This window comes from Chryseobacterium sp. (genome assembly GCF_019236175.1).
Lineage (GTDB): Bacteria > Bacteroidota > Bacteroidia > Flavobacteriales > Weeksellaceae > Chryseobacterium.
Genome location: NZ_JAFAJM010000006.1, coordinates 128086 through 152518 on the forward strand (window position 1 = coordinate 128086; position 24433 = coordinate 152518).

The 24433-nt window shown below is 36.9% G+C and carries 23 protein-coding genes; 15 read left to right on the forward strand and 8 right to left on the reverse strand.

Going from position 1 to position 24433, the window contains the following annotated elements; translation table 11 throughout:
- Window positions 1-11: 11 nt before the first annotated feature.
- The 5 genes from JO178_RS06355 to JO178_RS06375 all read right to left on the reverse strand — a co-directional run bounded on the left by JO178_RS06355 (window position 12) and on the right by JO178_RS06375 (window position 5976).
- The gene (locus JO178_RS06355) at window positions 12-791 is read right to left on the reverse strand and encodes a (Fe-S)-binding protein (RefSeq protein WP_291933214.1); all 780 of its coding nucleotides are present in this window, start codon (window positions 789-791) and stop codon (window positions 12-14) included.
- Window positions 781-1404 (reverse strand): hypothetical protein, encoded by a 624-nt coding sequence (locus JO178_RS06360; RefSeq protein ID WP_291933215.1) that lies wholly within the window; start codon window positions 1402-1404, stop codon window positions 781-783. The genes JO178_RS06355 and JO178_RS06360 overlap by 11 nt, the downstream gene beginning before the upstream one ends.
- A 3-nt stretch (window positions 1405-1407) precedes the next feature.
- Complete coding sequence (locus JO178_RS06365) at window positions 1408-2736, reverse strand: (Fe-S)-binding protein (RefSeq protein ID WP_291933217.1); 1329 nt, start codon at window positions 2734-2736, stop codon at window positions 1408-1410.
- Window positions 2737-2744: 8 nt separating this feature from the next.
- Complete coding sequence (locus tag JO178_RS06370) at window positions 2745-3695, reverse strand: MlaD family protein (protein WP_291933219.1); 951 nt, start codon at window positions 3693-3695, stop codon at window positions 2745-2747.
- Between the two features lie 127 nt (window positions 3696-3822).
- Window positions 3823-5976 carry a peptidylprolyl isomerase gene (locus tag JO178_RS06375; protein ID WP_291933221.1) on the reverse strand — a complete coding sequence of 718 codons (2154 nt, stop codon included), beginning with the start codon at window positions 5974-5976 and terminating at the stop codon, window positions 3823-3825.
- A gap of 260 nt (window positions 5977-6236) precedes the next feature.
- On the opposite strand from JO178_RS06375, the gene lon reads away from it, so the two are divergent.
- From lon to JO178_RS06390, 3 genes are all read left to right on the forward strand, one after another.
- On the forward strand, window positions 6237-8642 hold the full coding sequence (lon, locus tag JO178_RS06380; protein WP_291933223.1) for an endopeptidase La: 2406 nt from the start codon (window positions 6237-6239) through the stop codon (window positions 8640-8642).
- Window positions 8643-8862: 220 nt separating this feature from the next.
- Window positions 8863-9975: an AI-2E family transporter gene (locus JO178_RS06385; protein WP_291933225.1), complete on the forward strand. Its 1113-nt coding sequence runs from the start codon at window positions 8863-8865 to the stop codon at window positions 9973-9975.
- 166 nt (window positions 9976-10141) lie between these two features.
- Window positions 10142-10519, forward strand: coding sequence for a DoxX family protein (locus tag JO178_RS06390; protein WP_291933227.1), 378 nt, complete (start codon window positions 10142-10144; stop codon window positions 10517-10519).
- 64 nt (window positions 10520-10583) lie between these two features.
- On the opposite strand, the gene JO178_RS06395 is transcribed toward JO178_RS06390, so the two are convergent.
- Entirely contained in the window at window positions 10584-11942 is a 1359-nt protein-coding gene (locus JO178_RS06395) for an acyl-CoA dehydrogenase family protein (protein ID WP_291933230.1), read from the reverse strand.
- 207 nt (window positions 11943-12149) lie between these two features.
- On the opposite strand from JO178_RS06395, the gene JO178_RS06400 reads away from it, so the two are divergent.
- From JO178_RS06400 to JO178_RS06455, 12 genes are all read left to right on the forward strand, one after another.
- A complete protein-coding gene (locus JO178_RS06400) occupies window positions 12150-13058 on the forward strand; it encodes a DUF4349 domain-containing protein (RefSeq protein WP_291933232.1) in 909 nt (302 codons plus the stop codon).
- 151 nt (window positions 13059-13209) lie between these two features.
- The gene (locus tag JO178_RS06405; RefSeq protein WP_291933233.1) at window positions 13210-14085 is read left to right on the forward strand and encodes a TraB/GumN family protein; all 876 of its coding nucleotides are present in this window, start codon (window positions 13210-13212) and stop codon (window positions 14083-14085) included.
- A 24-nt stretch (window positions 14086-14109) separates the two neighbouring features.
- Window positions 14110-14619 carry an RNA polymerase sigma factor gene (locus JO178_RS06410; RefSeq protein ID WP_291933236.1) on the forward strand — a complete coding sequence of 170 codons (510 nt, stop codon included), beginning with the start codon at window positions 14110-14112 and terminating at the stop codon, window positions 14617-14619.
- A complete protein-coding gene (locus tag JO178_RS06415) occupies window positions 14609-15214 on the forward strand; it encodes a hypothetical protein (RefSeq protein ID WP_291933238.1) in 606 nt (201 codons plus the stop codon). The genes JO178_RS06410 and JO178_RS06415 overlap by 11 nt, the downstream gene beginning before the upstream one ends.
- A gap of 205 nt (window positions 15215-15419) precedes the next feature.
- On the forward strand, window positions 15420-17060 hold the full coding sequence (gene pgi, locus JO178_RS06420) for a glucose-6-phosphate isomerase (RefSeq protein WP_291933240.1): 1641 nt from the start codon (window positions 15420-15422) through the stop codon (window positions 17058-17060).
- A 3-nt stretch (window positions 17061-17063) separates the two neighbouring features.
- The gene (locus tag JO178_RS06425) at window positions 17064-17888 is read left to right on the forward strand and encodes a class I SAM-dependent methyltransferase (protein ID WP_291933243.1); all 825 of its coding nucleotides are present in this window, start codon (window positions 17064-17066) and stop codon (window positions 17886-17888) included.
- A gap of 21 nt (window positions 17889-17909) precedes the next feature.
- On the forward strand, window positions 17910-18794 hold the full coding sequence (locus JO178_RS06430; protein ID WP_291933245.1) for a bifunctional 5,10-methylenetetrahydrofolate dehydrogenase/5,10-methenyltetrahydrofolate cyclohydrolase: 885 nt from the start codon (window positions 17910-17912) through the stop codon (window positions 18792-18794).
- Window positions 18795-18801: 7 nt separating this feature from the next.
- On the forward strand, window positions 18802-19431 hold the full coding sequence (locus JO178_RS06435; RefSeq protein WP_291933247.1) for a 7-carboxy-7-deazaguanine synthase QueE: 630 nt from the start codon (window positions 18802-18804) through the stop codon (window positions 19429-19431).
- A gap of 39 nt (window positions 19432-19470) precedes the next feature.
- Window positions 19471-20841 carry an exopolysaccharide biosynthesis polyprenyl glycosylphosphotransferase gene (locus JO178_RS06440; protein WP_291933249.1) on the forward strand — a complete coding sequence of 457 codons (1371 nt, stop codon included), beginning with the start codon at window positions 19471-19473 and terminating at the stop codon, window positions 20839-20841.
- 102 nt (window positions 20842-20943) lie between these two features.
- Window positions 20944-21696, forward strand: coding sequence for an ABC transporter permease (locus JO178_RS06445; RefSeq protein ID WP_291933251.1), 753 nt, complete (start codon window positions 20944-20946; stop codon window positions 21694-21696).
- On the forward strand, window positions 21696-22511 hold the full coding sequence (locus tag JO178_RS06450; protein WP_291933253.1) for an ATP-binding cassette domain-containing protein: 816 nt from the start codon (window positions 21696-21698) through the stop codon (window positions 22509-22511). The genes JO178_RS06445 and JO178_RS06450 overlap by 1 nt, the downstream gene beginning before the upstream one ends.
- Window positions 22495-23106 (forward strand): outer membrane beta-barrel protein, encoded by a 612-nt coding sequence (locus tag JO178_RS06455; RefSeq protein ID WP_291933255.1) that lies wholly within the window; start codon window positions 22495-22497, stop codon window positions 23104-23106. Before JO178_RS06450 ends, JO178_RS06455 begins: the two co-directional genes overlap by 17 nt.
- A gap of 41 nt (window positions 23107-23147) precedes the next feature.
- On the opposite strand, the gene JO178_RS06460 is transcribed toward JO178_RS06455, so the two are convergent.
- The gene (locus tag JO178_RS06460; protein ID WP_291933257.1) at window positions 23148-23459 is read right to left on the reverse strand and encodes a hypothetical protein; all 312 of its coding nucleotides are present in this window, start codon (window positions 23457-23459) and stop codon (window positions 23148-23150) included.
- A gap of 91 nt (window positions 23460-23550) precedes the next feature.
- Window positions 23551-24357 (reverse strand): M48 family metallopeptidase, encoded by an 807-nt coding sequence (locus JO178_RS06465; protein WP_291933260.1) that lies wholly within the window; start codon window positions 24355-24357, stop codon window positions 23551-23553.
- Between the last annotated feature and the right edge of the window lie 76 nt (window positions 24358-24433).

The window sequence follows — 24433 nt, forward strand, 5'->3', positions numbered from 1 at the left end:
AATATGTCAGATTACAAGTCTTCTGCTTCAGCAAGAAGTTCTACGATATCTTTTACGGCAACTTCTGTATTTTTGTTAAAGTGTTTTACCCCGTCTGTCATCATGGTATTACAGAAAGGACACCCTGTAGCGATCACTTTAGGCTCGAAAGATAAGGCTTCCTCTGTTCTTTCGATATTGATGTCTTTATTTCCTTTTTCAGGCTCTTTAAACATCTGTGCACCTCCTGCTCCACAGCAAAGACCATTGGTTCTGCAACGTTTCATTTCTACCAGCTCAGCATCCAGTTTTTCAAGTAAAATTCTCGGAGCTTCATATTCATCGTTAGCTCTTCCCAGATAGCATGGATCATGGAATGTAATTTTCTTTCCTTTAAATGCTCCGCCTTCAATCTTTAATCGGCCCTCTTCCATTAATGTTTTAAGGAACTGGGTATGATGTACCACGTCAAAATGTCCACCTAAACTTGGATATTCATTTTTAAGTGTATTGAAACAATGCGGGCATGCCGTCACGATTTTCTTTACTTCATAAGCATTAAGGACTTCAATATTCGTAAGGGCCATCATCTGGAAAACAAATTCATTTCCGGCTCTTTTTGCAGGATCTCCGGTACAGCTTTCTTCCTGTCCCAATACTGCAAATTCAACGCCTATTTTATTTAATATTTTGCAAAATGCTTTTGTAATTTTTTTAGCACGGTCATCAAAACTTCCCGCACATCCAACCCAAAATAAAACTTCCGGGGATCTTCCTTCGGCAGCATATTCTGCCATTGTTTTAATTTGCATTTTCTTTTCGTTTAATTAATAAGTTAGCATAGTATTCCTTTGCCTTTTTCATTACTTCTACAGGAACGATAGAAACATACAGGGGATTGGCCTCGTCATAATTCAGATACTTCCAGGCATTACCTGTTGTTTTATCTTTAAGGGCAAGGATCATACTTTCCTTACTCATTTCTAAAGAGGTATCATTTAAAAACCTGGCTTTCATACCTTGCGCTTCCAGAATTCCCAACATCATTTTCTTTTTGGCTTCATCAAACTTTTCCTTCAGAAAAATCATTTTCATTTTCATAGGATAAGTACTGAAAGCGTATTGGGTATTTTCTGTAGTGGTAAAAATATCAGAAACACTAAATGTATTTTTATCAGCATCCACCATTTCTACCTGAAACTCGTCATTACCTTCAAACAGTTTCCTGAAACCGTCCGTCATGGCTTTTCTGTCTACTTTCTCAAATATTGCAGGATGAGTCATATCCAACATTCCGTCGTAGTTTCTTTTTTGAAACATAGACATGAAAGCCTGAGAGTCTTCAAGAATTTTCTTCTGGTCCGCAGATTGTGCAAGCACCCAGCCGGAACATACGAATAGTAATAGTAATACTAGTTTTTTCATGGTTTAATCATTTGCCCAGTTCAAACGGTCTGCCTGATTATACTGCCAAGGAGCGGCATTGTTTTCCACGTTTGTCATCATCAGGTTCAGTTCCTGCGGAGCAGCAGACTGTTCCATCACCAGAAATCTTCTCATTTCGAAAATAATGGAGAGCGGATCCAAGAGTACAGGACAAGCTTCTGTACAGGCATTACATGTTGTACAAGCCCAAAGCTCTTCTTTTGTAATATAATCGTTAAGCAGTTTTTTGCCGTCATCTACAAATTTCCCGTTCTTATCAATATTCTTTCCTACTTCTTCAAGACGGTCTCTTGTTTTCATAAGAATAAGCCTTGGAGAAAGTTTTTTCCCTGTAATATTGGCCGGACAAACTGAAGTACAACGTCCGCATTCCGTACATGAATACGCATTGAGTAATTGTACCTGATTCAGATCAAAGATATCTTCTGCACCAAATTTAGAAGGAGCGGCATCTGCTTCCCCTTCAGCCGGAGCGGCATAAGGATCAGCATTCGGATCCATCATCAGTTTAATCTCTTTCGTTACAGAATCAAGATTATTGAATTTTCCTTTTTTATCAAGATTAGCATACCACGTACTTGGGAACGCCAGAATAATATGTAAATGTTTTGAATAGTAAAGGTAGTTCATGAAGAAAAGAATTCCTACAAAGTGAAACCACCATGCTCCTTTTTCTGTAAAAAACAGGAAGCTACTACTAAAATTACTAAAGATCGGTCCTAAGACAATAGAACTGATTGGAAAACTTCCGTGTGCCGGTAAAAGTTCTCTTTGCTGTAGCACCCAATCAGCAGCATTCATTTTAAAGAATGCCATCATCAAAGCAAATTCGATGATAAGAATCCAGTTGGCATCATGCTTAGGCCATCCGAAAAGTTCTTTCATGGTTAATCTTTTCACCCCATAAAAATTTCTTCGAATAAAAAACACCACTACTCCGATCACTACCAAAAGAGCTAATACCTCTAATGTTGCTGTAAAGAAGCTGTAAAAACTGTTCCCGAAAACGGAAGCCAGAAACCGGTGAGTGCCGAACAATCCGTCAACGATAATTTCAATAAGTTCTATATTAATAATAACAAAACCTACATAAACAAAAATGTGCAGTATTCCGGCAACAGGACGTTTCACCATTTTGCTCTGTCCCATCGCTACTCTAGCCATGGTACTCCAGCGCTCAGATCTCCTGTCGTTTCTGTTAATTTCATGACCCAGTCTGATATTTCTATAGATCTTTAGCAGGCTTTTGGCAAAAAGGCCAAATCCAGCTACTAATAGAATCAGGAAAATAATATTATCGATGTACTGCATAAGGTGTATTAGTCTTTGTTATTTTTACCGAAAACCGAGAAATTGATATATCTCTTAGGGTTCGCTTTCATATCTTCGATTAATGAATTCAGATTAGACGATGCCGAATTCAGATTATTATAAAGTTGTTCATCCTTCATCAGTTTACCTAAACTTCCTTCTCCCTTATCTATTCCGCCGATTACCTGATTCAGCTTTCCTACCGTAGCATCAAGATCGGCAATTGTAGCATTTAATTGTTTTGTATCAATACTTTGTGCCAGGTTTCCATATTTATCCAATGTCACTTTTCCACTCTGCATGGTAAGACTGGCATCATCCAATACCTTTTGCAGCTTCGGGTCATTGTGGCCTACTAAATTATTGACACTTCCTGCTGTAGTCTGTAATGCACCTACAGTTTTATTAAGGTTAGATAATAACGCTTTGATTTCTGCTCTATTCTGGGCATCAAACACCTGGTTGGCATTAGTCATTAAAGAGTCTACTCTATGCAACACCACCTGTAGCTGATCTTTTACAGGACCTACCTGAGAAGAAAGGCTTCCCAATGTTCCCAATTTGAAAGCTCCTTTTAAAGTGTCTCCGTCTTTTGCAGTAGCGCCTCCGTATTCAAGATTGACTCTCATTTCTTTTCCGGACATGAGTCCCGGTTCGAAAATTTCCAGAGTTGAATTTTTTGAAAACTCAAATTTGTTATCCACCGTAATTTTTACAACAAAACTAATTTTCCCGTCTTTACCGGTCTGAGGGATAATCTTATCTACCTGACCTACTTTAAGACCATTAATAGAGACTGCTGAAGACTGCGCAAGGCCTTCCACATTGTCATATTTTGCGTAAAATATATTGTCGGTAGTAAAAAGGCTTTTCCCTTTCATAAATTGAAACAACACCACAAAGCCTACGATAGCCAGAAGTGTAATCACACCAGCTTTTAATTCTTTACTGAACTTCACTTGCTAATATTTTTCTAATAAGCAAATATAGTACATTTTAAATAAATCCCTTCCTTTATTGTTCTGCGTTAAATACAAAAAAAGCGACAAATAAATTTGTCGCTTTTATATTGATGAAACTCATTTCTTATTGTTGCTGATTTCCCAGCTTATTCCAGATCTCAATTCTATAATCTTTGATATCTGCATTATCCTGAAGACTTTTTAACCAAGCCTGTCCGAACATTCCTGCATTTCTCTGTGTAATAGATTCTGTGAACTGTTTAAGATCTCCAGGTTGCTTGTTTACAGTTTCTGATTTTTTAATCAAAACATACACCCCTGTACCTCCTTCAACCGGGTTAGAAAGTTTTCCTTTCGCCACTCCGAATGCAGCACCTGCTACTTTAGGTTCCATTGCTCCGGCCACTGAAGGATTTAGCAAATTAACCTGAGCGGATTGTTTTGTTGCTGCAAATAATTTAGCAATCTGATCTAAGTTGGAAGCCTTAGCTGCTGCAATTTTATCAGAGATTTGTTTTGCAGCTAATTTATTTTTAACAACCACTTCAATCTGGTCTCTTACAGATTCAGGATCAGCAAGACCTGCTTCCTGTTTTCCGTTAAGATAAACCACAATTCTATCACCCGTACCTTCTACAGTAAATAATTCCGTATCTCCTTTAGATCTTTTCTTATCGAAAGCCCAAGTTAAGATATCAGCATCTTTTTCAGTTCCTAAGCCCTGAAGCTGACCTTCAAATCTTTTAGCAGCCTTCGGATTAGAGAACTGGTAATTATCTTTCTTAGCAATGTTTACGAAATCGTTGAAAGATTTCCCCTGAACCTGCTGAATGAATTTTCTTGATTTTTTATCTGTTTCAGCTTCTGTTGCATCAGAAGGCTTGATGGCTTTCACTAAGTTAGCTACCTTATACCCCATTGATCCGGATTTTTTATCTTCAATATTGATGATATGATATCCGAACTGAGTTTCCACCACTCCTGTAGCCCCTTTAGGGTTGTTTGCCAGATAAGTAAGGAACTCAGGAACAAAAGGCGTTTCCGGAGTTGTCCAACCTAAACTACCTCCCTGTGCTGCAGAGTTAGGATCGTTTGAAAGCTTAAGGAATTCTGTAAATCTTGCAGGAGTAGCTTTTACGATAGCCCCGATAGAATCTGCCAGTTTCTTAGCCTGTTCTTTAGATCTCGTCACTCCTTCTCCGGCAGGACTTCCTTTGAAAGCGATAAGAATATGTCTTGACAATGTAGAATCTGAAGTCTTTTTGTTAACCAGTTTAGACACTACATAAAAATCCTGCTCTTTGTACGGACCAAAAGTCTGCCCGATTGCTGCAGTAGTGATTTGCCCCTGAATTGCCGCAGGCAGCTGAGTAGGCTTCACATACTGAGGATTGAATGGCATATCAGAATTGGCCATCACAAACATAGAATCATTCTTTGTATTCTGGAAGTTTTCTGTACCTCCGCTTGCATCCGTACCTCCTGAGTATAGTTTTGTAATTTCTTTCAGAGTTGCCGCATCATCTGCCGCACTAGGTTTAGACGGGAAATATACGATTCCTATATTTCTGCTAGGCTCTGCTTTGAACATTACCGGATGCTGCTTGATATAATTTGCAAGATCTTCAGTAGTCACATTGATTTTAGTTTTCTGAAGATAGGCAGCATAGTCAACTTTTACGAAGTCGATATCAGCAAGCTGATCTCTTTGCTTCATAAGTTCCTCAGCTTCTTTCTTACCTGTAGTAATTCCGGAAGAAATATTGGTAAACACTTGTCTTGCCATCAATCTGTATTCAATGGTCTTCCTTGTTTTCAACCACTGGCTATACCCTTGAGGATTAGTGTTTTGTAATGTTTCAATTTCTTTTTTAAGCTCTTGAGTTTTAAAATTACCTTTCTCATCAAAAAACTGCTGGTTTTGAGCAAACATCTGATCATACTGAACCTGACTCCAGAAATAATCATCATTCATTTCAAAACCTAATTTTTCAAATTGTTGTTTGATAAGCTTAGATTGTACAAGTAACTGCCAAGCCTGCTCCTCAAGACCGTTTTTCGGACGACCCTGCTGTTCAGCCTGCTGCTGCAACACGAAAAGCTGATCATTGAACTCTTCGCGGGTGATTTTCTCACCATTTACTTTTCCTAAAACGTCAGGATTTTTTCCAAAAACCTTGTCGATACTGTCCGGGTTCACCAAAAACGCTAAAAGCGCTAAGGCTATTACTCCCATTAAAAGCCAAGGCTTACTCCTAATCTGTCCTAAAATTGCCATTTTATAAATTATAGTTTTTTATCAGTTTGCGAAAATACACATTTTTAAGAAATTACAGAAACAGAAGTTCTTTATTTTACTTTTTAATCCTAAAGATTATTCAAAAAAGGAAATTTTGACCATATTTTCAGCCAAAAAACAAATGGCATAAGTATTGTGCAATTTAAGATATTATAATATAACACACGTTTTCAAGACGTATTATAAAAAATCACTATAACGATTAAAAACGAAAATGACAATTTGTCATTCGATTGACTATGACAGAATTTGAAGATATTAGTTTAGAAGAAATGATCAGCGATGGATTTGATATTGTGGCTGAGGAAATCAATCTTTCCGACTTTTCGGAAACTGATAAAAATTCCGAACAAAAAATATTCCCGATACTTCCCGTAAGAAATATGGTAATGTTCCCCAATGTGGTAATTCCTATTACCGCAGGGAGAAAAACCTCAATACAACTTCTTGAAGAAGCTCAGAAGAACGGAGATTTCATCGGGATTGTAAGCCAGAAAAACTCAGATGTAGAGCAACCTACCGAAAAAGATATTTATCTTACCGGTACTTTAGCCAAGATCATTAAGATTATTAAATTACCGGAAGGTAATATCACAGCCATTACCAAAGGTTTTCACCGTTTTAAAATCAAAAAAATTGTTGATAACCAACCTTATTTTAAAGCTGAAATATCAAAATTAAAAGATATAAAGCCTAAAAATCAGGATGAATATGAGGCATTACTTGAAAACATCAAGGACCTTGCCTTAAAAATTATTGAACTCGATCCCAATATCCCTAATGCAGCTAACTTTGCCATCAAAAACATCAATAATAATGATGATTTACTGAACTTTATCTGTACCAATTCCAGCTTCCCCTCTGTGGAGAAACAAAAGTTACTGGAAGAAAAAAGCATGACAGAAAGAGCCAATAAATGCTACGAAATGATGCATGAGGATTTCAGAAAACTGGAATTAAGAAGCCAGATTCATCAGAAAACCTCTAAGGATCTTGACAAACAACAGAGAGAATACTTCCTTAATCAACAGATCAGAACGATCCAGGAAGAATTAGGTGGTGGCCCTGAAAGCGATGTGGAAGATCTTATCGCCAAAGCAAAAACAAAAAAATGGAGTCAGGAGGTGGAAGAGCACTTCCAGAAGGAAATCGGCAGATTACAGCGTCAAAATCCTAATTCTCCGGATTATAATGTCCAGAGAAACTATCTGGATTTCTTCACTGATCTTCCTTGGGAAACTTATACAAAGGATATCTTTGATATAGCAAAAGCTGAAAAGGTATTAGACAAAGCTCATTTCGGACTGGAAGATATTAAGAAAAGAATTCTTGAACACATGGCTGTTTTGAAATTAAAAAACAACATGAAATCTCCCATCCTGTTATTGGTAGGACCTCCGGGAGTTGGGAAAACATCTTTAGGAAAATCTATCGCGGATGCGTTGGGAAGAAAATATGTACGTCTGTCTTTAGGAGGGCTTCATGACGAAAGTGAAATCCGTGGACACAGAAAGACCTATATCGGTGCAATGGCCGGAAGAATCTTACAATCTATCAAAAAATCCGGAACGTCTAATCCCGTAATTGTTTTGGATGAGATTGATAAAATCGGACAGGGGCTTCACGGAGACCCAAGCTCAGCATTACTTGAAGTGCTTGATCCTGAACAAAATAAATCATTCTATGACAACTTCCTTGAAATGGGATACGATTTGTCTAAAGTAATGTTTATCGCTACCGCCAACTCACTTTCTACAATACAGACTCCTCTTTTGGACAGAACTGAGATCATTCAGATTGCCGGGTATACAATGGAGGAAAAAATTGAAATTGCAAAAAGACATTTAATTAAAAAGCAACAGGAAGAAAACGGATTAGATACAAAATCATTTAAACTTGGAAATCCTGAGCTTAAACATATTATAGAAGCTCATACCTCAGAAAGCGGCGTAAGAACTTTAGAGAAAAGAATAGCATCCATTGCAAGATGGGTAGCTTTACAAACAGCTTTAGTAAAGGACTATGATCCAAAAATTTCACTGGAAAAAGTAGATGAAATCCTTGGAGTCCCAAGACCTAAAAGTCTTTCTGAAATTACAGGAGTTCCTGGCGTTGTAACAGGTTTAGCATGGACAAGTGTGGGCGGAGACATCCTTTACATCGAAAGCATCCTGAGTAATGGAAAAGGAGCTCTTACTATGACGGGTAATTTAGGAACTGTCATGAAAGAGTCTGCAACGATTGCTTTAGAATATATCAAAGCCAGACATGATGAATTAGGTATCCCTCAGGAAGAACTGGATAAGAAAAACATCCACGTTCATGTTCCTGAAGGAGCTACTCCTAAAGACGGACCGTCTGCAGGTATCGCGATGTTAACCTCTATGGTATCTTCATTTAAAAACAAAAAGGTAAGACCACATCTTGCAATGACAGGAGAAATTACCTTAAGAGGAAAGGTACTTCCTGTAGGGGGAATCAAAGAAAAACTACTTGCCGCAACCAGAGCCGGAGTTAAGGAGGTTATTCTTTGTGAAGCGAACAGAAAAGATGTAGAGGAAATCAAAAAGGATTATCTGAAAAACCTGACCGTTCATTATATAAACAGAATGGAAGAGGTCATAGATATTGCTATCGAAAAATAACTTATATAACATATCAACTTCTCAATAATGAAACACGTCACGATGATCCGAGGCGTGTTTCTGCTTTATCATCTTTATACCGCATCAAACCTGTGGTATCCGCCATTTCAATGGAATGAAATTTGCTGCGTTAAAAATAAAAAACCATGTTGATTAAATAAAAATTTCTCAATTCAGCAGGTTTTTCCTATTTTTATTTTTACACTGCATATTTTAAATTATGAATTTTCTTAGACTTCCTTTCCTTGTCAAGTTTACCCTCATTGTGATTTCTCTCATAGGAGTCGGCTATCTTCTGGCATTAGGGCAGACTATTTTAGCGCCTTTTTTCTTTGCTTTTTTAATGGCAATGTTATTTTTACCGGCAGCTACTTTTATGGAAAGAAAACTAAGATTTCCCAGATCGGTTTCCACCATGACTTCAGTTTTTATTATGCTGGCCATTCTAAGCGGACTGATTTATTTTTTCACCACTCAATTATCTGATTTCAGTAAAGATCTGCCTCACCTCAGAGAGCAGTTTACTACCGTCTTCAATAGTCTTCAGCACTGGGTTTCCAGAACCTTTAATGTAAAAGTGGATGAGCAGGTAGATTATATCAATCAGGGACTGAATAAGCTGCTATCTTCTTCCGGTGCAATTTTAGGTTTTACTTTCGGAATATTTTCAACAGGATTCGGATTTATTATATTCTTCACCCTGTTTTTCATTTTCATTTTAAATTACAGAAGAGTTTTAAATAATTTCATTGTTACTGTTTTTAGTGAAAGACATAAAGCCAGTGTCCAGGAAGCTGTAAACGAAATCCGTGTCATGACCAAGAAATACATTTTTGGGTTATTTCTTCAGGTGATTATCGTCTCATCCCTTACCTCCATCCTCCTTACTGTTTTAGGTGTAAAATATGCTATCCTTTTAGCGGTATTAACCGGTTTATTAAATGTAATCCCTTACCTCGGAATTTTTATTTCGTTACTGATATCATGTTTCATTGCATTTTCCACTTCAACACCTTCCACATGTATCTATGTAATTATCGGATATATAGGTGTACATGCTGTGGATGGAAATATTGTCCTCCCTTTTGTCGTAGGCTCAAAAGTAAAAATAAACGCTTTATTTTCATTCATTGGAATTCTTTTGGGTGAGCACCTTTGGGGAATTGCAGGAATGTTTTTATGTATTCCGGCTATTGCCATCATCAAAATCATCTGTGAAAAAGTGGATGATTTAAAACCTTGGGGAAGGCTGCTTGGGGAAGAACAAAAACCCAATAAAAAGAAAAAAACCTACAAAATTTCAAAAAACATTACCCTGAAGGAAATGGATTAAAAAACTTCTGCCGGCATTTATTTTATAACTGGCATTGAAAAAAATCACACCCTCACTTCAGACAACACGAACATAAAAGACAGATGCGGTATTAATTTTTAATTTTTATCAAAAATAAATACATTAAATTCATTTTAATCTTACATTTGATGTAAAATTACCAATTATGAAAATCGTAAAATTCATCCTTTGTCTTTTGTTTGCCCTCACTTTTATCAATGCAGGTTTAAACAAATTCTTTCAGTACGCTCCTATGCCCAAAATGACAGATGAGCAAATGAAAATATATGCCGCATTTACCGAGATAGGCTGGCTGATGCCTTTGGTGGGAGTCGTGGAAATCGTGGGCGGAATTCTGTTTATTTTTCCGAAAACCAGAGCTTTAGGCGCTATCGTCATTCTTCCTGTTATGGCAGGTGTATTTCTTCAAAATGTTTACCGGGACCCTTCTCAGATGGGAATAGGAATGGCTGTGGTGCTCCTTTTAATAAACCTTTGGGCAATTCTTGATAACAAAGAAAAATATAAAAGTTTAATCAGCTAATGATCTTGAATAATGGCTGACAGTTGATAGCCTACGGTTGGTTATCAACTGTCAGCTCTCCTGTTTACACAAATGCACTAAATCCTGTAATTGATCTTCCCACGATAAGCGAGTTGATTTCTTTTGTTCCCTCATAGGAATAAATAGCTTCAGCATCTGCTACAAATCTTGCCACATCATACTCCAGCAAAATCCCGTTTCCACCCATAACCTCTCTGGCTCTGGATACGATATCTCTGGTTCTCAGGGTACAAAACACTTTGGCTAAAGAGGCATGTTCATCTTTCAGGATACCCTCATCCTGCATTTCAGATAGTCTGAAAACCATGGTCTGCATTGCAGTAAGATTAGACAACATTTCAACCAGATGTCCCTGAATCATTTGGAAAGAAGCAATAGGTTTTCCAAACTGTTCTCTTTTTCTGGTATAATCCAAAGCGCTTTCATAAGCCCCTCTGGCACAGCCTGTAGCCATCCAGGCAACACCTGCCCTTGTCATTCTAAGCACTTTTCCGGTGTCTTTAAATGAATTGGCATTTTGCAGGCGGTTTTCTTCAGCAATCAGACAGTCTTTTAAAGTAATCAATCCATTCTGAACGATTCTGAGTGCCATTTTACCTTTTATTTTTTCCACGGAAAATCCCGGATTATCTTTTTCTACAATAAAACCTTTTACTTCTCCACTGTCCAGATCTCTCGCCCAGATAATCACCAGGTCCGCAAATGTTGCATTACCTATCCATTTTTTCTGTCCGTTCAGAATCCATCCGTCAGCTGTTTTCTTACAGGTTACCGTAAGGCCTCCAGCGGCTCCGGATCCCACCTCGGGTTCTGTAAGACCAAAGGCTCCTATTTTCTCAAATTTCTGCATCTGAGGCAGCCATTTCTGTTTCTGTTCTTCCGAACCGCAGATATAAATAGAACCCATGGCCAGCCCGGACTGAACGCCGAAAAAAGTAGCAATGGAAGCATCTATTCTTGCCATTTCCATAGCGATGACCCCTTCCATCAGAAAAGGCATTCCCGGACATCCATAACCTTCATAGGTTACCCCGCAGATATTAAGTTTTTGAAATTTAGGAATCAGTTCAAAAGGAAATTCATCTCTTAACCAGTAATGATTCACCAGCGGTTTCACTTCTTTTTCCATAAAATCTCTCACTTTAAGCTGAATTTCTCTCTGCTCCGGAGATAGTGTATGGTAGATATCATAAAAATCACCATCAATAGGGGGAAGCTCTTTCTTTTTCTTATCCGGATCCAGCATTTTCATCAGGCCGGCAAGCTGCTTATCGTCTAATTTTGAAAAATTATGCATCAGTCTGGGCAGATCTACTTTTTTAGAAATAGTACTCAACTGTTCAAAATCTATGGAAGTGAACAGCCCTATGGCGTTTCTGATTTTGGAAAAAGTATTTGACATAATGATTTTTATGATTTTGGTTTGTAAAAAGATAAGCAAAAATTACTCCGAAAATAAGTTAAGACCTATAGAACAATTTTACAAAATACTCGTTTTCAAATATTTGCACCGTAAAAATTTCTTTACAATTCTTTTACTTCAGTTTTTCAAGCATTACAAAAAATCCTGCCTGAACTTTGACCTAAGCAAACCCATAAAACCCATACTATGAAAACCACTTACTTACAATTATCATTATCAGCAGTTCTGTTATTAGGAATTTATTCATGTAAAAAAGGAGAAGTATCCGCGAGTGAACTTGAATCATATGCTTCTGCAGATTCCACATCCCTTATAACATCCGACAGTATTTCATCGGTTGCCACAATGAAAGTAAAGGATAAACAGTTTATCAAAACTGCTGATATCAATATGGAAGTGAAAGATGTCTATGAAGCAACAGTCTCCATTGAAAAATCCGCTCAGGATCTCGGAGGATTCGTCACCAACAGCAATATGAAAAGTAATGTCATTTCTGAAAATACCTATGACACTTCGAATGAAGAAGCGGTACTTGTAAAAAAATATCAGTCGGAGAATACCATGAAAGTGCGTATCCCTACTGAAAAATTAGGAAACTTTCTGGAACTGATCAATAAAAACAAAGTCTTTCTCAACTCAAGATCCGTTAATGCGGAAGATATCACTTCAAGTATCAAATATGCGGAACTGGAAGGAAAGAGAAATAAAAAAACATCCGAAAACATCAGCCAACTTAAAACAAACAAAGAAAAAGTAAAGCTGGATGATGATAATATGGCTGAAAGCAATCTTCAGAAAATGTACAATATGGACACTACAGATAATCTGAAATACAGCAGCATTGACATTTATATCAAAGAACCCAGACTCCGTATTGCAGAAATACCTGTTACCAATACCAACAGCACTGATAATAAATACAAATACAATTTTATATATAATGTAAAAGACGGTTTCGTATACGGATTCTACCTTATTCAGAGAATTATTGTAGCCCTTATCAATATCTGGCCACTTTTATTCATTGCAGGCGGAGTGATTTACTTCATCAGAAAAAGAAAAAAATCAAAAATACAATCCAAAATCCCGGAATAAAAACTATCCTAACCAGCCGGTTATCATCATAATTTTAGATTTTACAGCCTCCTGTTTCTCAGGAGGTTTTATTTTTTAAAAAAAACTGTAACGATTATTATGCTGCCCTTACCTACTGTGTAAAGAATATTAAATCATAAAAAATAATACGATGAAAAACTTATTACAATTGGGATTTGCAGTGTTATTATCATTCACATCCATAGCTATACCCGCTCAAAACAAAAACAAAGCAACCTATCAAAGCCTCTTATGGGAGGTTTCCGGAAACGGACTTTCAAAACCATCCTATATTACCGGAACTTTTCATATCTTATGCAGTAAAGACTTTGAAATAAAACCGAAAGTACTGAAAGCTCTCGAACAATCGGAAAATTTCGTTATGGAAATCAACTATACAGATCCTTCTGAAATAGCTGCCTTACAGAAAATGTATCAGACAGATAAAAGAATTTCTGCCCGGCTTTCTCCCGATGAAGCCAAAGAACTTGATCAAATTCTTGCTGATTATGGTACGAATCTGAAAAATGCAGACCAATTAAGTACTCAGGGACTTTATGCTCTCCTTGCACTGAAAGCCGTACCTTGTCCTCAGGCCGAAATGAAGATGTATGAAATGGAACTTCTCCAAAAAGCGGTAGCAGAAAAAAAGAAAATCAGAGGTCTGGAAAAAGTCGGAGATCAGATGACAGCCATCAACAAGGCTTATGACCTTAAAACCATTATAACACAATTAAAATCAGGCAAAGATTACGAAATACTTTTCAGAAAAATGATTAAAGCTTTCAAAAATGAGGACACACAATCATTATATACTCTTTTTAAGAATGAAAAGTTTATGAATGCTCAACAGGAAAAAGCAATGCTTACAGACAGAAATATAAACTGGGTAAAAGCAATGCCTGAAATAATGAAAAAAGAAAGTTCATTTTTCGCTGTCGGAGGTTCTCATCTGATGGGTGACAATGGTATCATTCCACTTTTACAGTCAAAGGGATATACGGTAAAACCCATTTCCGGCCTATAACCATAAATAAACCATGAAACTATTGTGAGTAGCTCTACTGAAACTGCTTTTTTAAAGCTCATCAACCAGCATAAAGGCATTATATACAAAGCTTCCCGTATGTATGCTGATTCTGCAGAAGACCGTGAAGATCTCCAGCAGGAAATCCTTATCCAGCTATGGAAATCTTATCAGAATTTCAAAGGAAACAGCGAATTTTCCACCTGGATGTATCGTGTCGCCATAAATACCGCCATTACATTTTTAAAAAAGGAAAAGCAGAGAGTTCATTATCACTCAGAGGCACCACTTCATTTTGAAGTACCACATGAAGATTATAACCCGGCAAAGGATAAGCAACTGGAAATCTTTTATAAGGCAGTACAGGAACTTCATGTCCTGGAAAAAGCAGTTATATTTTATTTCATGGAAGGAATGTCACATAAAGATATCGGGAGCAACCTTGGCTTAAGCGAAGGAAATGCCAGAGTAAAACTTAACAGAACCAAAGAAAAAATACAGCAAATCATAAAAAAATCAGGTTATGAATTTTGATCAATTAAAAGAACAGTGGAATAATGAAGACAATAACATCAATATTCCTGACAATATACAGCAACTAAAAGAAAGTAAACACCCTGTTGAAAAAATACAAAAGACTATGAAAAAAGAATTTCCGCTGCAGGTGATTTCTATCATTATGATTGGATTCTTTCCGTTTATGTTCAAATTTAGCCCATCGGTATATCCCCTATATTACACCTCCTATGTCATATTGGTGGTTATCTCTTCCTATTATTTATTTGGATTTTATAAATTTTATAAACAAACCGAATTCTATACCGGAAATACCAAGAACAGTCTCTGGAGAATCTATCATGAGCTCCGTCTGAATATGGAACGGTATCAGTCATTCGGGTTTTTATTATTACCTCATATTTTGCTTACCATAGGTCTACAGGCCTATTATACGCTTGAGAAAAAAGGAAGTTCTTTACTTGACCTTACCAGCATCTATCATCAGTATTTAACGATATTGGTACTAATCACCACTCTGGTGTATGTAGCGGCTATCGTTTTATATACAAAATACATCTATGGACGACATGCTAAACAACTGGAAAGCATTCTGAATGAAATAGATGAATAAAGTTCAAAAAAACCTTTTGTTCCTTAAACACTCAACTTCAGATGATTTCTGAGGTTGAGTGTTTAAAAAATTGTTATTTATCACGTTCAAATTTAATTGAGGTTTTATTTTTCCTTAAATTTGCAGATCAGAAATAAAGTATTATGGATTAAAAATAGTATTGATCCCAAAAATTATTCTCTGAACACTATAAATCCTCAAAAATATGTTATCAAAAATAAATCCTATACACACTGACAGCTGGAAAGCTCTTGATGAACACTTCGGAGGAAACGACTTTGATCTGAGAAGTCTTTTCCACTATAATCCTACCCGTTTTGCAGAATTTTCTCTACAAAAGGACAATTACCTTTTTGACTATTCTAAAAACCTGATTGATTCAAGAACAAAAGAACTTCTTTTACATCTGGCTGAAGAATGCCAGTTGAAAGATGCAATCTCTAAAATGTTCTCAGGCGACAAAATCAATGAAACGGAAGGAAGAGCAGTATTACATACGGCATTAAGAGATTTTTCAGATCGGGAAATTCTTGTGGATGGTGAAAACATCAAACCGCAGATCAAAAGAGTTCTTGATCATATGAAGGCTTTTTCCGAAAAAATTATATCAGGGGAACACAAAGGCTTCAGCGAAAAAGAGATTACGGATGTGGTTAACATCGGAATCGGAGGTTCTGATCTGGGACCTGTAATGGTATGTTCGGCTCTGAAACATTTCAAGACAAGATTAGACGTGCATTTTGTATCCAATGTGGATGGTAATCATATTGCAGAAGTTGTTAAAAATCTAAATCCTGAGACTACATTATTTATCATTGCTTCCAAAACGTTTACCACTCAGGAAACCATGACCAATGCCAACTCGGCGAAAGACTGGTTCCTGAAAGCAGGCAATCAGGAAGATGTTGCCAAACATTTTGTGGCTTTATCTACCAATATTGAAGAAGTTAAAAAATTCGGAATCGCAGAAGAAAATATTTTTGAATTCTGGGACTGGGTAGGCGGAAGATATTCCCTTTGGAGTGCCATAGGGTTAAGTATTGTTCTATCTGTAGGATATGAAAACTTTGAACAGCTTCTTAGAGGTGCTTTTGACACCGATCAGCATTTCCAGACTGCCGATTTTTCTGAAAACATTCCTGTTTTAATGGGGCTTTTAGGAATATGGTATCGCAATTTCTATGCAGCAACCACCTATGCCATCCTTCCATATTCTCAATATCTGGACAGGTTTGCAGCCTATCTTCAGCAGGGAGATATGGAAAGTAACGGAAAATGTGTGGACAGAAGCGGTGAGTTTGTGGAATATGAAACAGGACCCATTATCTGGGGGGAACCCGGAACAAATGGACAGCACGCATTTTACCAGCTGATTCACCAGGGTACGGAATTGATTCCTGCAGATTTTATTGCCTATGCAAAAAGCGCTAATGTAGTTTCAGACCATCAGGATAAATTATTAGCCAACTTCTTTTCTCAGACAGAAGCCCTTGCTTTTGGAAAAACTGAAGAAGAAGTGGAAGAAGAGCTTCGAAACGCAGGAAAATCTGATGAAGAAATTGATCGTTTATTAAACTTTAAGGTCTTCCATGGAAATACGCCTACCAACTCTATATTATTCAAAGAATTAACTCCTTTTTCATTAGGACAATTAATCGCTCTGTATGAGCATAAAATTTTCGTTCAGGGAGTGATCTGGAATATCTTCAGTTTTGACCAGTTCGGAGTGGAATTAGGAAAAGTACTGGCCAATAAAATCCTTCCTGAGCTTGAAAACAATGAGGCTATCAGCTCACACGACAGCTCTACTAACGGATTAATTAACTACTATAAAGGAAACAGATAGCAGATGTCTGCATTACGATCATATTATTATAAATTACCTCCTGAACTGAGACTTTTGGGGAGAAAAATCTATTATTTCCCAATAGATCTTTATGAAGGAATTACCGGAAAAAGATCTAAAAACGAGCCTAAAAAAGGGGATATTTATGTAGGAAGCAGTGATTTTCTTCCTCACGGAATCCGGCAGATGAATGTCTTGCAAAAGTATATAGGCTTAAACAATACTCATCATGTATTGGATGTAGGATGTGGTATCGGAAGAACTGCCGTAGCATTAACCGGACTTATTGACAAAGGAAGTTATGACGGTTTTGATGCGGTAGAAAAAGGAATTATGTGGTGTAATAAAAATATACATCAGAAATATCCTAATTTCAATTTTAAGTTTACGCCGATTTATAACGATTTGTACAATACTTTCAGCCAGAAAGCTGATCATTTTACATTTCCTTATGAAAATGCGGTATTTGATAAAGTCTTCCTGTTTTCAGTATTTACTCATATGCAGATTCCTGAAATCAAAAGATATCTGCAGGAGATCAGCAGGGTTTTAAAAAGTGACGGGCAATGCCTGTCTACCTTCTTCTTATACGATGATTCTAAAACTGAAGGCGGCAGTATGGCTTTCCCTTACCAGTTTGAAGGCTATAAATTAATGGATGACAAGGTAACGGCTGCCAATATTGCGGTAAGCATCCCGTTGTTAAGCCAAATGGCTCATGATGCAGGTCTGAAAGTAACCACCGTACAAGAGGGATTCTGGAGAAATGATGTTGAAAAAGAAGGCGCTGATGAATTTCAGGATATCGTTGTATTCAATAAAATCTAAATAAAAGTAAAAAAAGTAAAAATGGCAGAAATTCTTGACGGACTTAAAGTATCCAAAGAAATTAAAGCAGAGATCAAGGCTGAAGTGGAAAAAATCCTTGCAGGAAAAAGAAGGGCTCCGCATTTGGTAGCAATTCTTGTGGGAAACAACGGTGCAAGCAAAGCTTATGTAAATGCAAAAGTGAAAGACTGCGAAGAAGTAGGATTTCAATCCAGCTTGATTAAATTCCCGAGTACAGTTTCTGAGTCTGAATTATTGGAAAAAATTGACGAATTAAATAAATCAAAAGCAGTTGACGGATTTATCGTTCAGTTACCCTTACCGGACCAGATTGATCAGGAAAAAATCATTAATGCTATTGACCCGAGAAAAGATGTGGATGGATTCCACCCTGAAAACTTCGGAAAAATGGCATTGGAAATGGATACTTTCTTACCGGCAACTCCTTTCGGTATCTTAACATTACTGGAAAGATATAATATTGAAACAAAGGGGAAAGACTGTGTAATCATCGGAAGAAGTAAAATTGTAGGTAGGCCGATGAGTATTCTGATGGGAAGAAAAGATTTCCCGGGAAACTCTACCGTAACCCTTACCCACTCATATACTAAAGATATCGAAGAATATACCAAGAAAGCAGACATCGTTATTACAGCATTGGGAGATCCTCACTTCTTAAAGGGAGAAATGATCAAAGACGGAGCTGTAATCGTTGATGTAGGTATTACAAGAGTAGATGACGACTCTCCAAAGGGATATTATCTGGCGGGTGATGTAGATTTTGACAGTTGTGCTGCCAAAGCAGGCTGGATCACACCGGTTCCGGGCGGAGTAGGTCCTATGACAAGAGCGATGCTGATGAAAAACACTATCATTGCTTATAAAACTTCGGTCTATAACGACTAATTTTAAAATGAATAAAGAACAAGATATTTTATTAAAAGAAGGTAAAATGCTCCCTGTGATGGAGCATTTTTACACTTTACAGGGAGAAGGAGCACACACCGGAAAAGCAGCCTATTTCATCAGATTAGGAGGTTGTGACGTCGGATGTCACTGGTGTGATGTAAAGGAGAGCTGGGATCCGGATTTACATCCTTTAATGGATGCTACGGAAATTGCTGAAACAGCAGCCAGGCATTGTAAAACCATTGTTCTTACAGGAGGAGAACCTTTGATGTGGAATCTGGAAATACTGACTTCAAAACTGAAAGAATTAGGATGTACAATCCATATTGAAACATCCGGAGCATACCCGATGAGCGGGCATCTGGACTGGATTACTCTTTCACCAAAGAAAACAGGACTGCCTAAAGAGGAAATTTATCAAAAGGCTAATGAGCTGAAGGTCATTGTTTTCAACAATCATGACTTTACATTTGCTGAAGAACAGGCTGCCAAAGTTTCTGAAAGCTGTAAACTTTATCTTCAGAGTGAATGGAGTAAGAGAGATGACATGTATCCTAAGATTACAGATTTTATTCTTGAACATCCGGAATGGCAGGCTTCAGTTCAGACTCACAAATATCTGAATATCCCATAAAAATACGTACATTAGCAGTATCTGATATAATACCGATAGATGCAGAGAATTCGATACTCTAGATACCTGAAATCGATCATTATTTTGCTTGACCTCATGGTTATTGCATCTATCTTCATATTTTTTTTTATAAGCAGAAACGAAAGTTTAAAATATCATGAGGAAACGTGGTATCAGAATATTTTCTCTCTGATTTTGTTGTTTTTGTTCTGGGTACTTCTAAGTGGTAGGACAAAAATTTATAATATCCCGAGAAACCTGACCTATACCTTGTTTCTCGAACGTCTTTTTATCCATTTTCTATTTTTTATACTGGGTGTTCTGCTTATTGGAAAAGTAAGTAAAAATGTTTTTTTCAATTCGGATATTTACTGGCTTTCGTTCTATTTACTGATATTTATTTTCCTGACAAAATCTCTTATTTATTTCTCTATCAAATATTTACGATCACTGGGAATCAATCACAGAAATGTTATGTTTTTGGGAAACAGCAATTCTACAGACATCTTAAAAAACATATTTCAAGACCGTAAAGACTATGGATACAGAGTATTTGAATACAAAAAAGAGGACATCAATGCATACGATCTGGTTGATTTTTGGAAGAAAAACGGAATTCATACTTTGTTTTTATCCACTGAAAATTCCTTTAATGAGGATATGGAATCAAAAATATTCAAACTGGCGGAGTACAACAAAGTTCATATTTCATTGATACCCAGCATTACACAGAGTGATTTTTTCCTTTATGATCTGGGGTATATTCAGACACAGCCGGTTCTTAATCAGGCCAGGTATCCTTTAGATTATTATTCTAATTTTCTGGTAAAAAGAACATTTGATATCATCTTCTCTGTTATGATACTGGTCTTTGTTTGCTCATGGGCATTTCCACTGATTGCTATTTTAATCAAGACAACTTCCAAAGGTCCGGTTTTCTTTTTACAGGAAAGATATGGTTTTCATGAAGAAGTCTTTAATTGTATTAAATTTAGAACGATGGTAGTGAATGATGAGTCTACCACCAGTACTACCCGTGAAAATGATACAAGAATTACCAGAATTGGTAAATTTTTAAGAAAAACGAGTATGGATGAACTTCCTCAGTTCATGAATGTTTTAAAAGGAGAAATGTCTGTTGTAGGGCCACGCCCGCATATGCTGGCTGTTGATAATTATTATAAACCAAAAATAGGGAGATATAGTTTAAGAAGTATGGTAAGTCCGGGAATTACAGGTCTTTCGCAGGTAAGCGGATTGCGTGGTGATTTCGGTGATGTGGAAGTAGAAATGAAAAAAAGAGCTCTGGCAGATGCCTTTTATGTAAAAAACTGGAGTTTTGTATTGGACCTTGTGGTGATTTTAAAAACAGTTCTACTGGTTATCGGCGGTGATAAAAATGCAAAATAAATAGCATACACAGTAATCATTGAGATAATTTTAACACTCAACTAAGCCTCAGTCTTACCTTCAACCTTAGCCTAATTAAATAAAAAAGTCTAATTTAGCGGTATGTTAAAAAAGTTTTTTACAGCGGTAGGAGAATATATGATCCTTCTGGGTAAATCCTTACAGAAACCTCAGAAAATGAAGGTATTCTGGAAGCTGTTCATGAGAGAAATTAATGATTTGGGAGTCAATTCTTTTGGACTCGTGGTCTTCACTTCTATATTCGTAGGGGCGGTTGTGGCCATTCAGATGTTCAATAACTTTGATGCTTCTTCCTTTCCCATTCCACCATCGTTTGTAGGGTATGCAACAAAAGCAGTTCTCGTTTTGGAGTTTGCGCCGACGATTATCAGTTTGATTCTGGCCGGGAAAGTAGGGTCTTACATCGCATCCAGTATTGGAACAATGCGGGTTTCCGAACAGATTGATGCGTTGGATATCATGGGCGTTAATTCTCCTAATTTTCTGATTTTTCCTAAAATAATTGCCTGTATGCTTTTTAACCCTCTTCTGATTGCCATTAGTATTGTATTTGGTATTGGCGGTGGTTATATTGCCGGAATTCTGACGGGAAACTGGACAGAAAATGACTATATTATCGGAATTCAGATGTATATGCCCAATCTGTTTATCTATTATGCTTTTATAAAAACTACCGTTTTTGCCTTTATTATTGCCACAGTTCCTTCCTATTTCGGATACAATGTGAAAGGCGGATCGCTGGAAGTAGGTAGAGCCAGTACGCAGGCCGTAGTTTGGACAATGGTATTCATTATCATTTCGGAATTAATTTTAACCCAATTAATATTAAGCTGATGATTGAGGTAAAAGATCTTAAGAAAAGTTTTGGCGATGTTGAAGTACTTAAGGGAATTTCAACTTCATTTGATAAAGGAAAAGTAAACCTGATCATTGGGCAGAGTGGATCCGGAAAAACAGTATTTCTTAAAAGTTTACTGAATGTTTATATGCCTTCTTCCGGAGAAATTTTATTCGATGGAAAGGATATCAATACCATGACCCGGGATGAAAAACAACATCTCCGTTCAGAAATCGGGACGGTATTCCAGGGAAGTGCTTTGTTCGACTCTTTAACAGTGGAAGAAAATATTATGTTTCCACTGGATATGTTTACCAACCTTACCTACAAAGAGAAAAAGAAAAGAGTTTTTGAAGTTATAGGCAGAGTACATCTTGATAAGGCTGATAAAAAATATCCGTCTGAAATTTCAGGAGGAATGCAGAAAAGGGTTGCAATTGCCAGAGCTATTGTAAACAACCCAAAGTATTTATTCTGTGATGAACCCAACTCCGGGCTGGATCCGTATACCTCTAAAATAATTGATGATCTTCTCTACGAAATCACCAAGGAATACAATACAACAACGATCATTAATACCCATGATATGAACTCTGTAATGACGATCGGCGAGAAAATTTTATACCTGAGATTAGGAGTAAAAGAATGGGAAGGAAACAAGGACATCCTGATTACTGCAGGCAATAAAAACCTGATTGACTTCGTTTATTCTTCAGAACTCTTCAAAGAACTGCGAGAATATCTGCTTGAGAATAATAAAACAATTGAAAATACAATTACAAAAATAGACGATAATGAAAAAGGTACTTAGTATAGCGTTAATAGGGTTTTCAATGTGGGCTTCTGCACAGATCTCACTGGCAGGTAAAGCCAATTTAATATTCCCTACAGGCTCTCCTTCATGGTCCAATATTAAAGGAACCGTGAATGATGCTATTTCGGGAACAGGAAAAAATAACGTAGGTTTCAATGTGGGGCTTTCGCTAAAAGTAGGATTGCCTACCTCTTTGTTTGTAATGCCTGAAATTTATTATACCCACTTCAAAAATGAGTTCACTACGGAGAATACTACTTTTGATGTAAAAAGTAATCGTATTGATGTTCCGGTTCTTTTAGGCTATAATATTTTAGGAAATATGCTGGGTGTATTTGTAGGTCCTGTCGGAAGTTTTAATTTAAACAAAGACAATACTTATAATGATTTTAAAGAAAATGCCAAAAACGATTTTACAGTAGGTTATCAGTTTGGAGCACAGCTTGAAATCAAGAAACTTATTGTAAATGCACGTTATGAAGGGGCTTTCAGCAAAGATGAAAGAAATTTCATCAACAGAGTTTCCGGATCGGAAATCAGGTATGACAACAGACCTAACTTATTTATGCTAGGACTGGGATATAAGTTTTAAGCTACTATCGAAAATAACACTATACAAAAGAGTCCTCAAATTTAAATTTGAGGACTCTTATTTTGATTTTCAATTTCTGCCTGGCGTTTTGCAATTTCAGCAGCTTGTTTTTCCAGTTCTTCTTTTTCTTTTTGCAGCTGTTTGAATTCTTTTTTCTTCTGCTCTGCCTTCATCGCGCTTCCTTTACTTACATATCCTACCATTCCGCCAATGATTAAGCCTATTCCCACTCCTGCCATCATTCCCATAACATGAGAAATTTTAATCTGTTCGACCGCAAAATCTGTGGTAAGATAAAAGAGTAAAGCGGAAACCGCTAAAAGGATAAGTCCGGTAATTGATAAACTCTTCATAATATTGTGTTTAGGTGATTACATTAAAAAGCCTTACCAAATTTACTAAAAATTTAATAAGGCTTTACTCAAGATTAAAAATTCTATATTATTATATTTTCCCTCCTGCTGCCTTATAATATTCTAAAGCTTTTGGAAGGTCCTTATTAATATCTGAAATTCTGGTTTCGGGATTCGGGTGAGTAGAAAGGAATTCCGGTTGTCTGCTTCCTGAAGAAGCGCCTTCCATTCTGTTCCAGAATGGGATAGCTGCTCTAGGATCATATCCTGCCATAGACATCAGATAAAGCCCCATTTCATCAGCTTCTGATTCCTGATTTCTTCCGTATTTTAATAAAGCTACCTGAGAACCGATAGGATAAACCTTTTGGAAAACTCCTGCCCATTGTGCATTTGAAATTGTTCCTCCAAGGATAGCACCTCCATATTGGGCAACCATAGCCTGAGAAATACGTTCATTTCCATGCCCTGCCAAAGCATGGGAAACTTCATGCCCCAATACCACAGCAAGTCCGTTATCATCTTTTGTAATAGGGAGAATTCCTGTATATACAGCTACTTTACCTCCGGGCATACACCACGCATTCAATTCACTGCTTTGAAGAAGATTAAACTCCCAGTTATAACTGGCAAGATCTGCTGAACGCCCTATACTCTGGTAATATCTTTCTGCAGCATTTTTAATTCTGCTTCCTACATTTGCCACTCTTTTTGCATCTGCCGTACCGGTAATTACTTTACCCTTAGACAATGTCGTTTTATATTCCTGTGCAGACATTGTTAAAATTTCAGAATTGTTGGCCAGCTGTAACGATGATCTCCCTGTAATAGGGTTTGTTGTACAGGCAACAATCGACAGAGCTATAGCTCCCATACCAAATAGATGTGTAACTTTCATATTTTGAGTGTTAATAATTCAACCTTAACAATTTTTATTCCAAAATATTCCGGAAAGAATATATTTGCATACATTT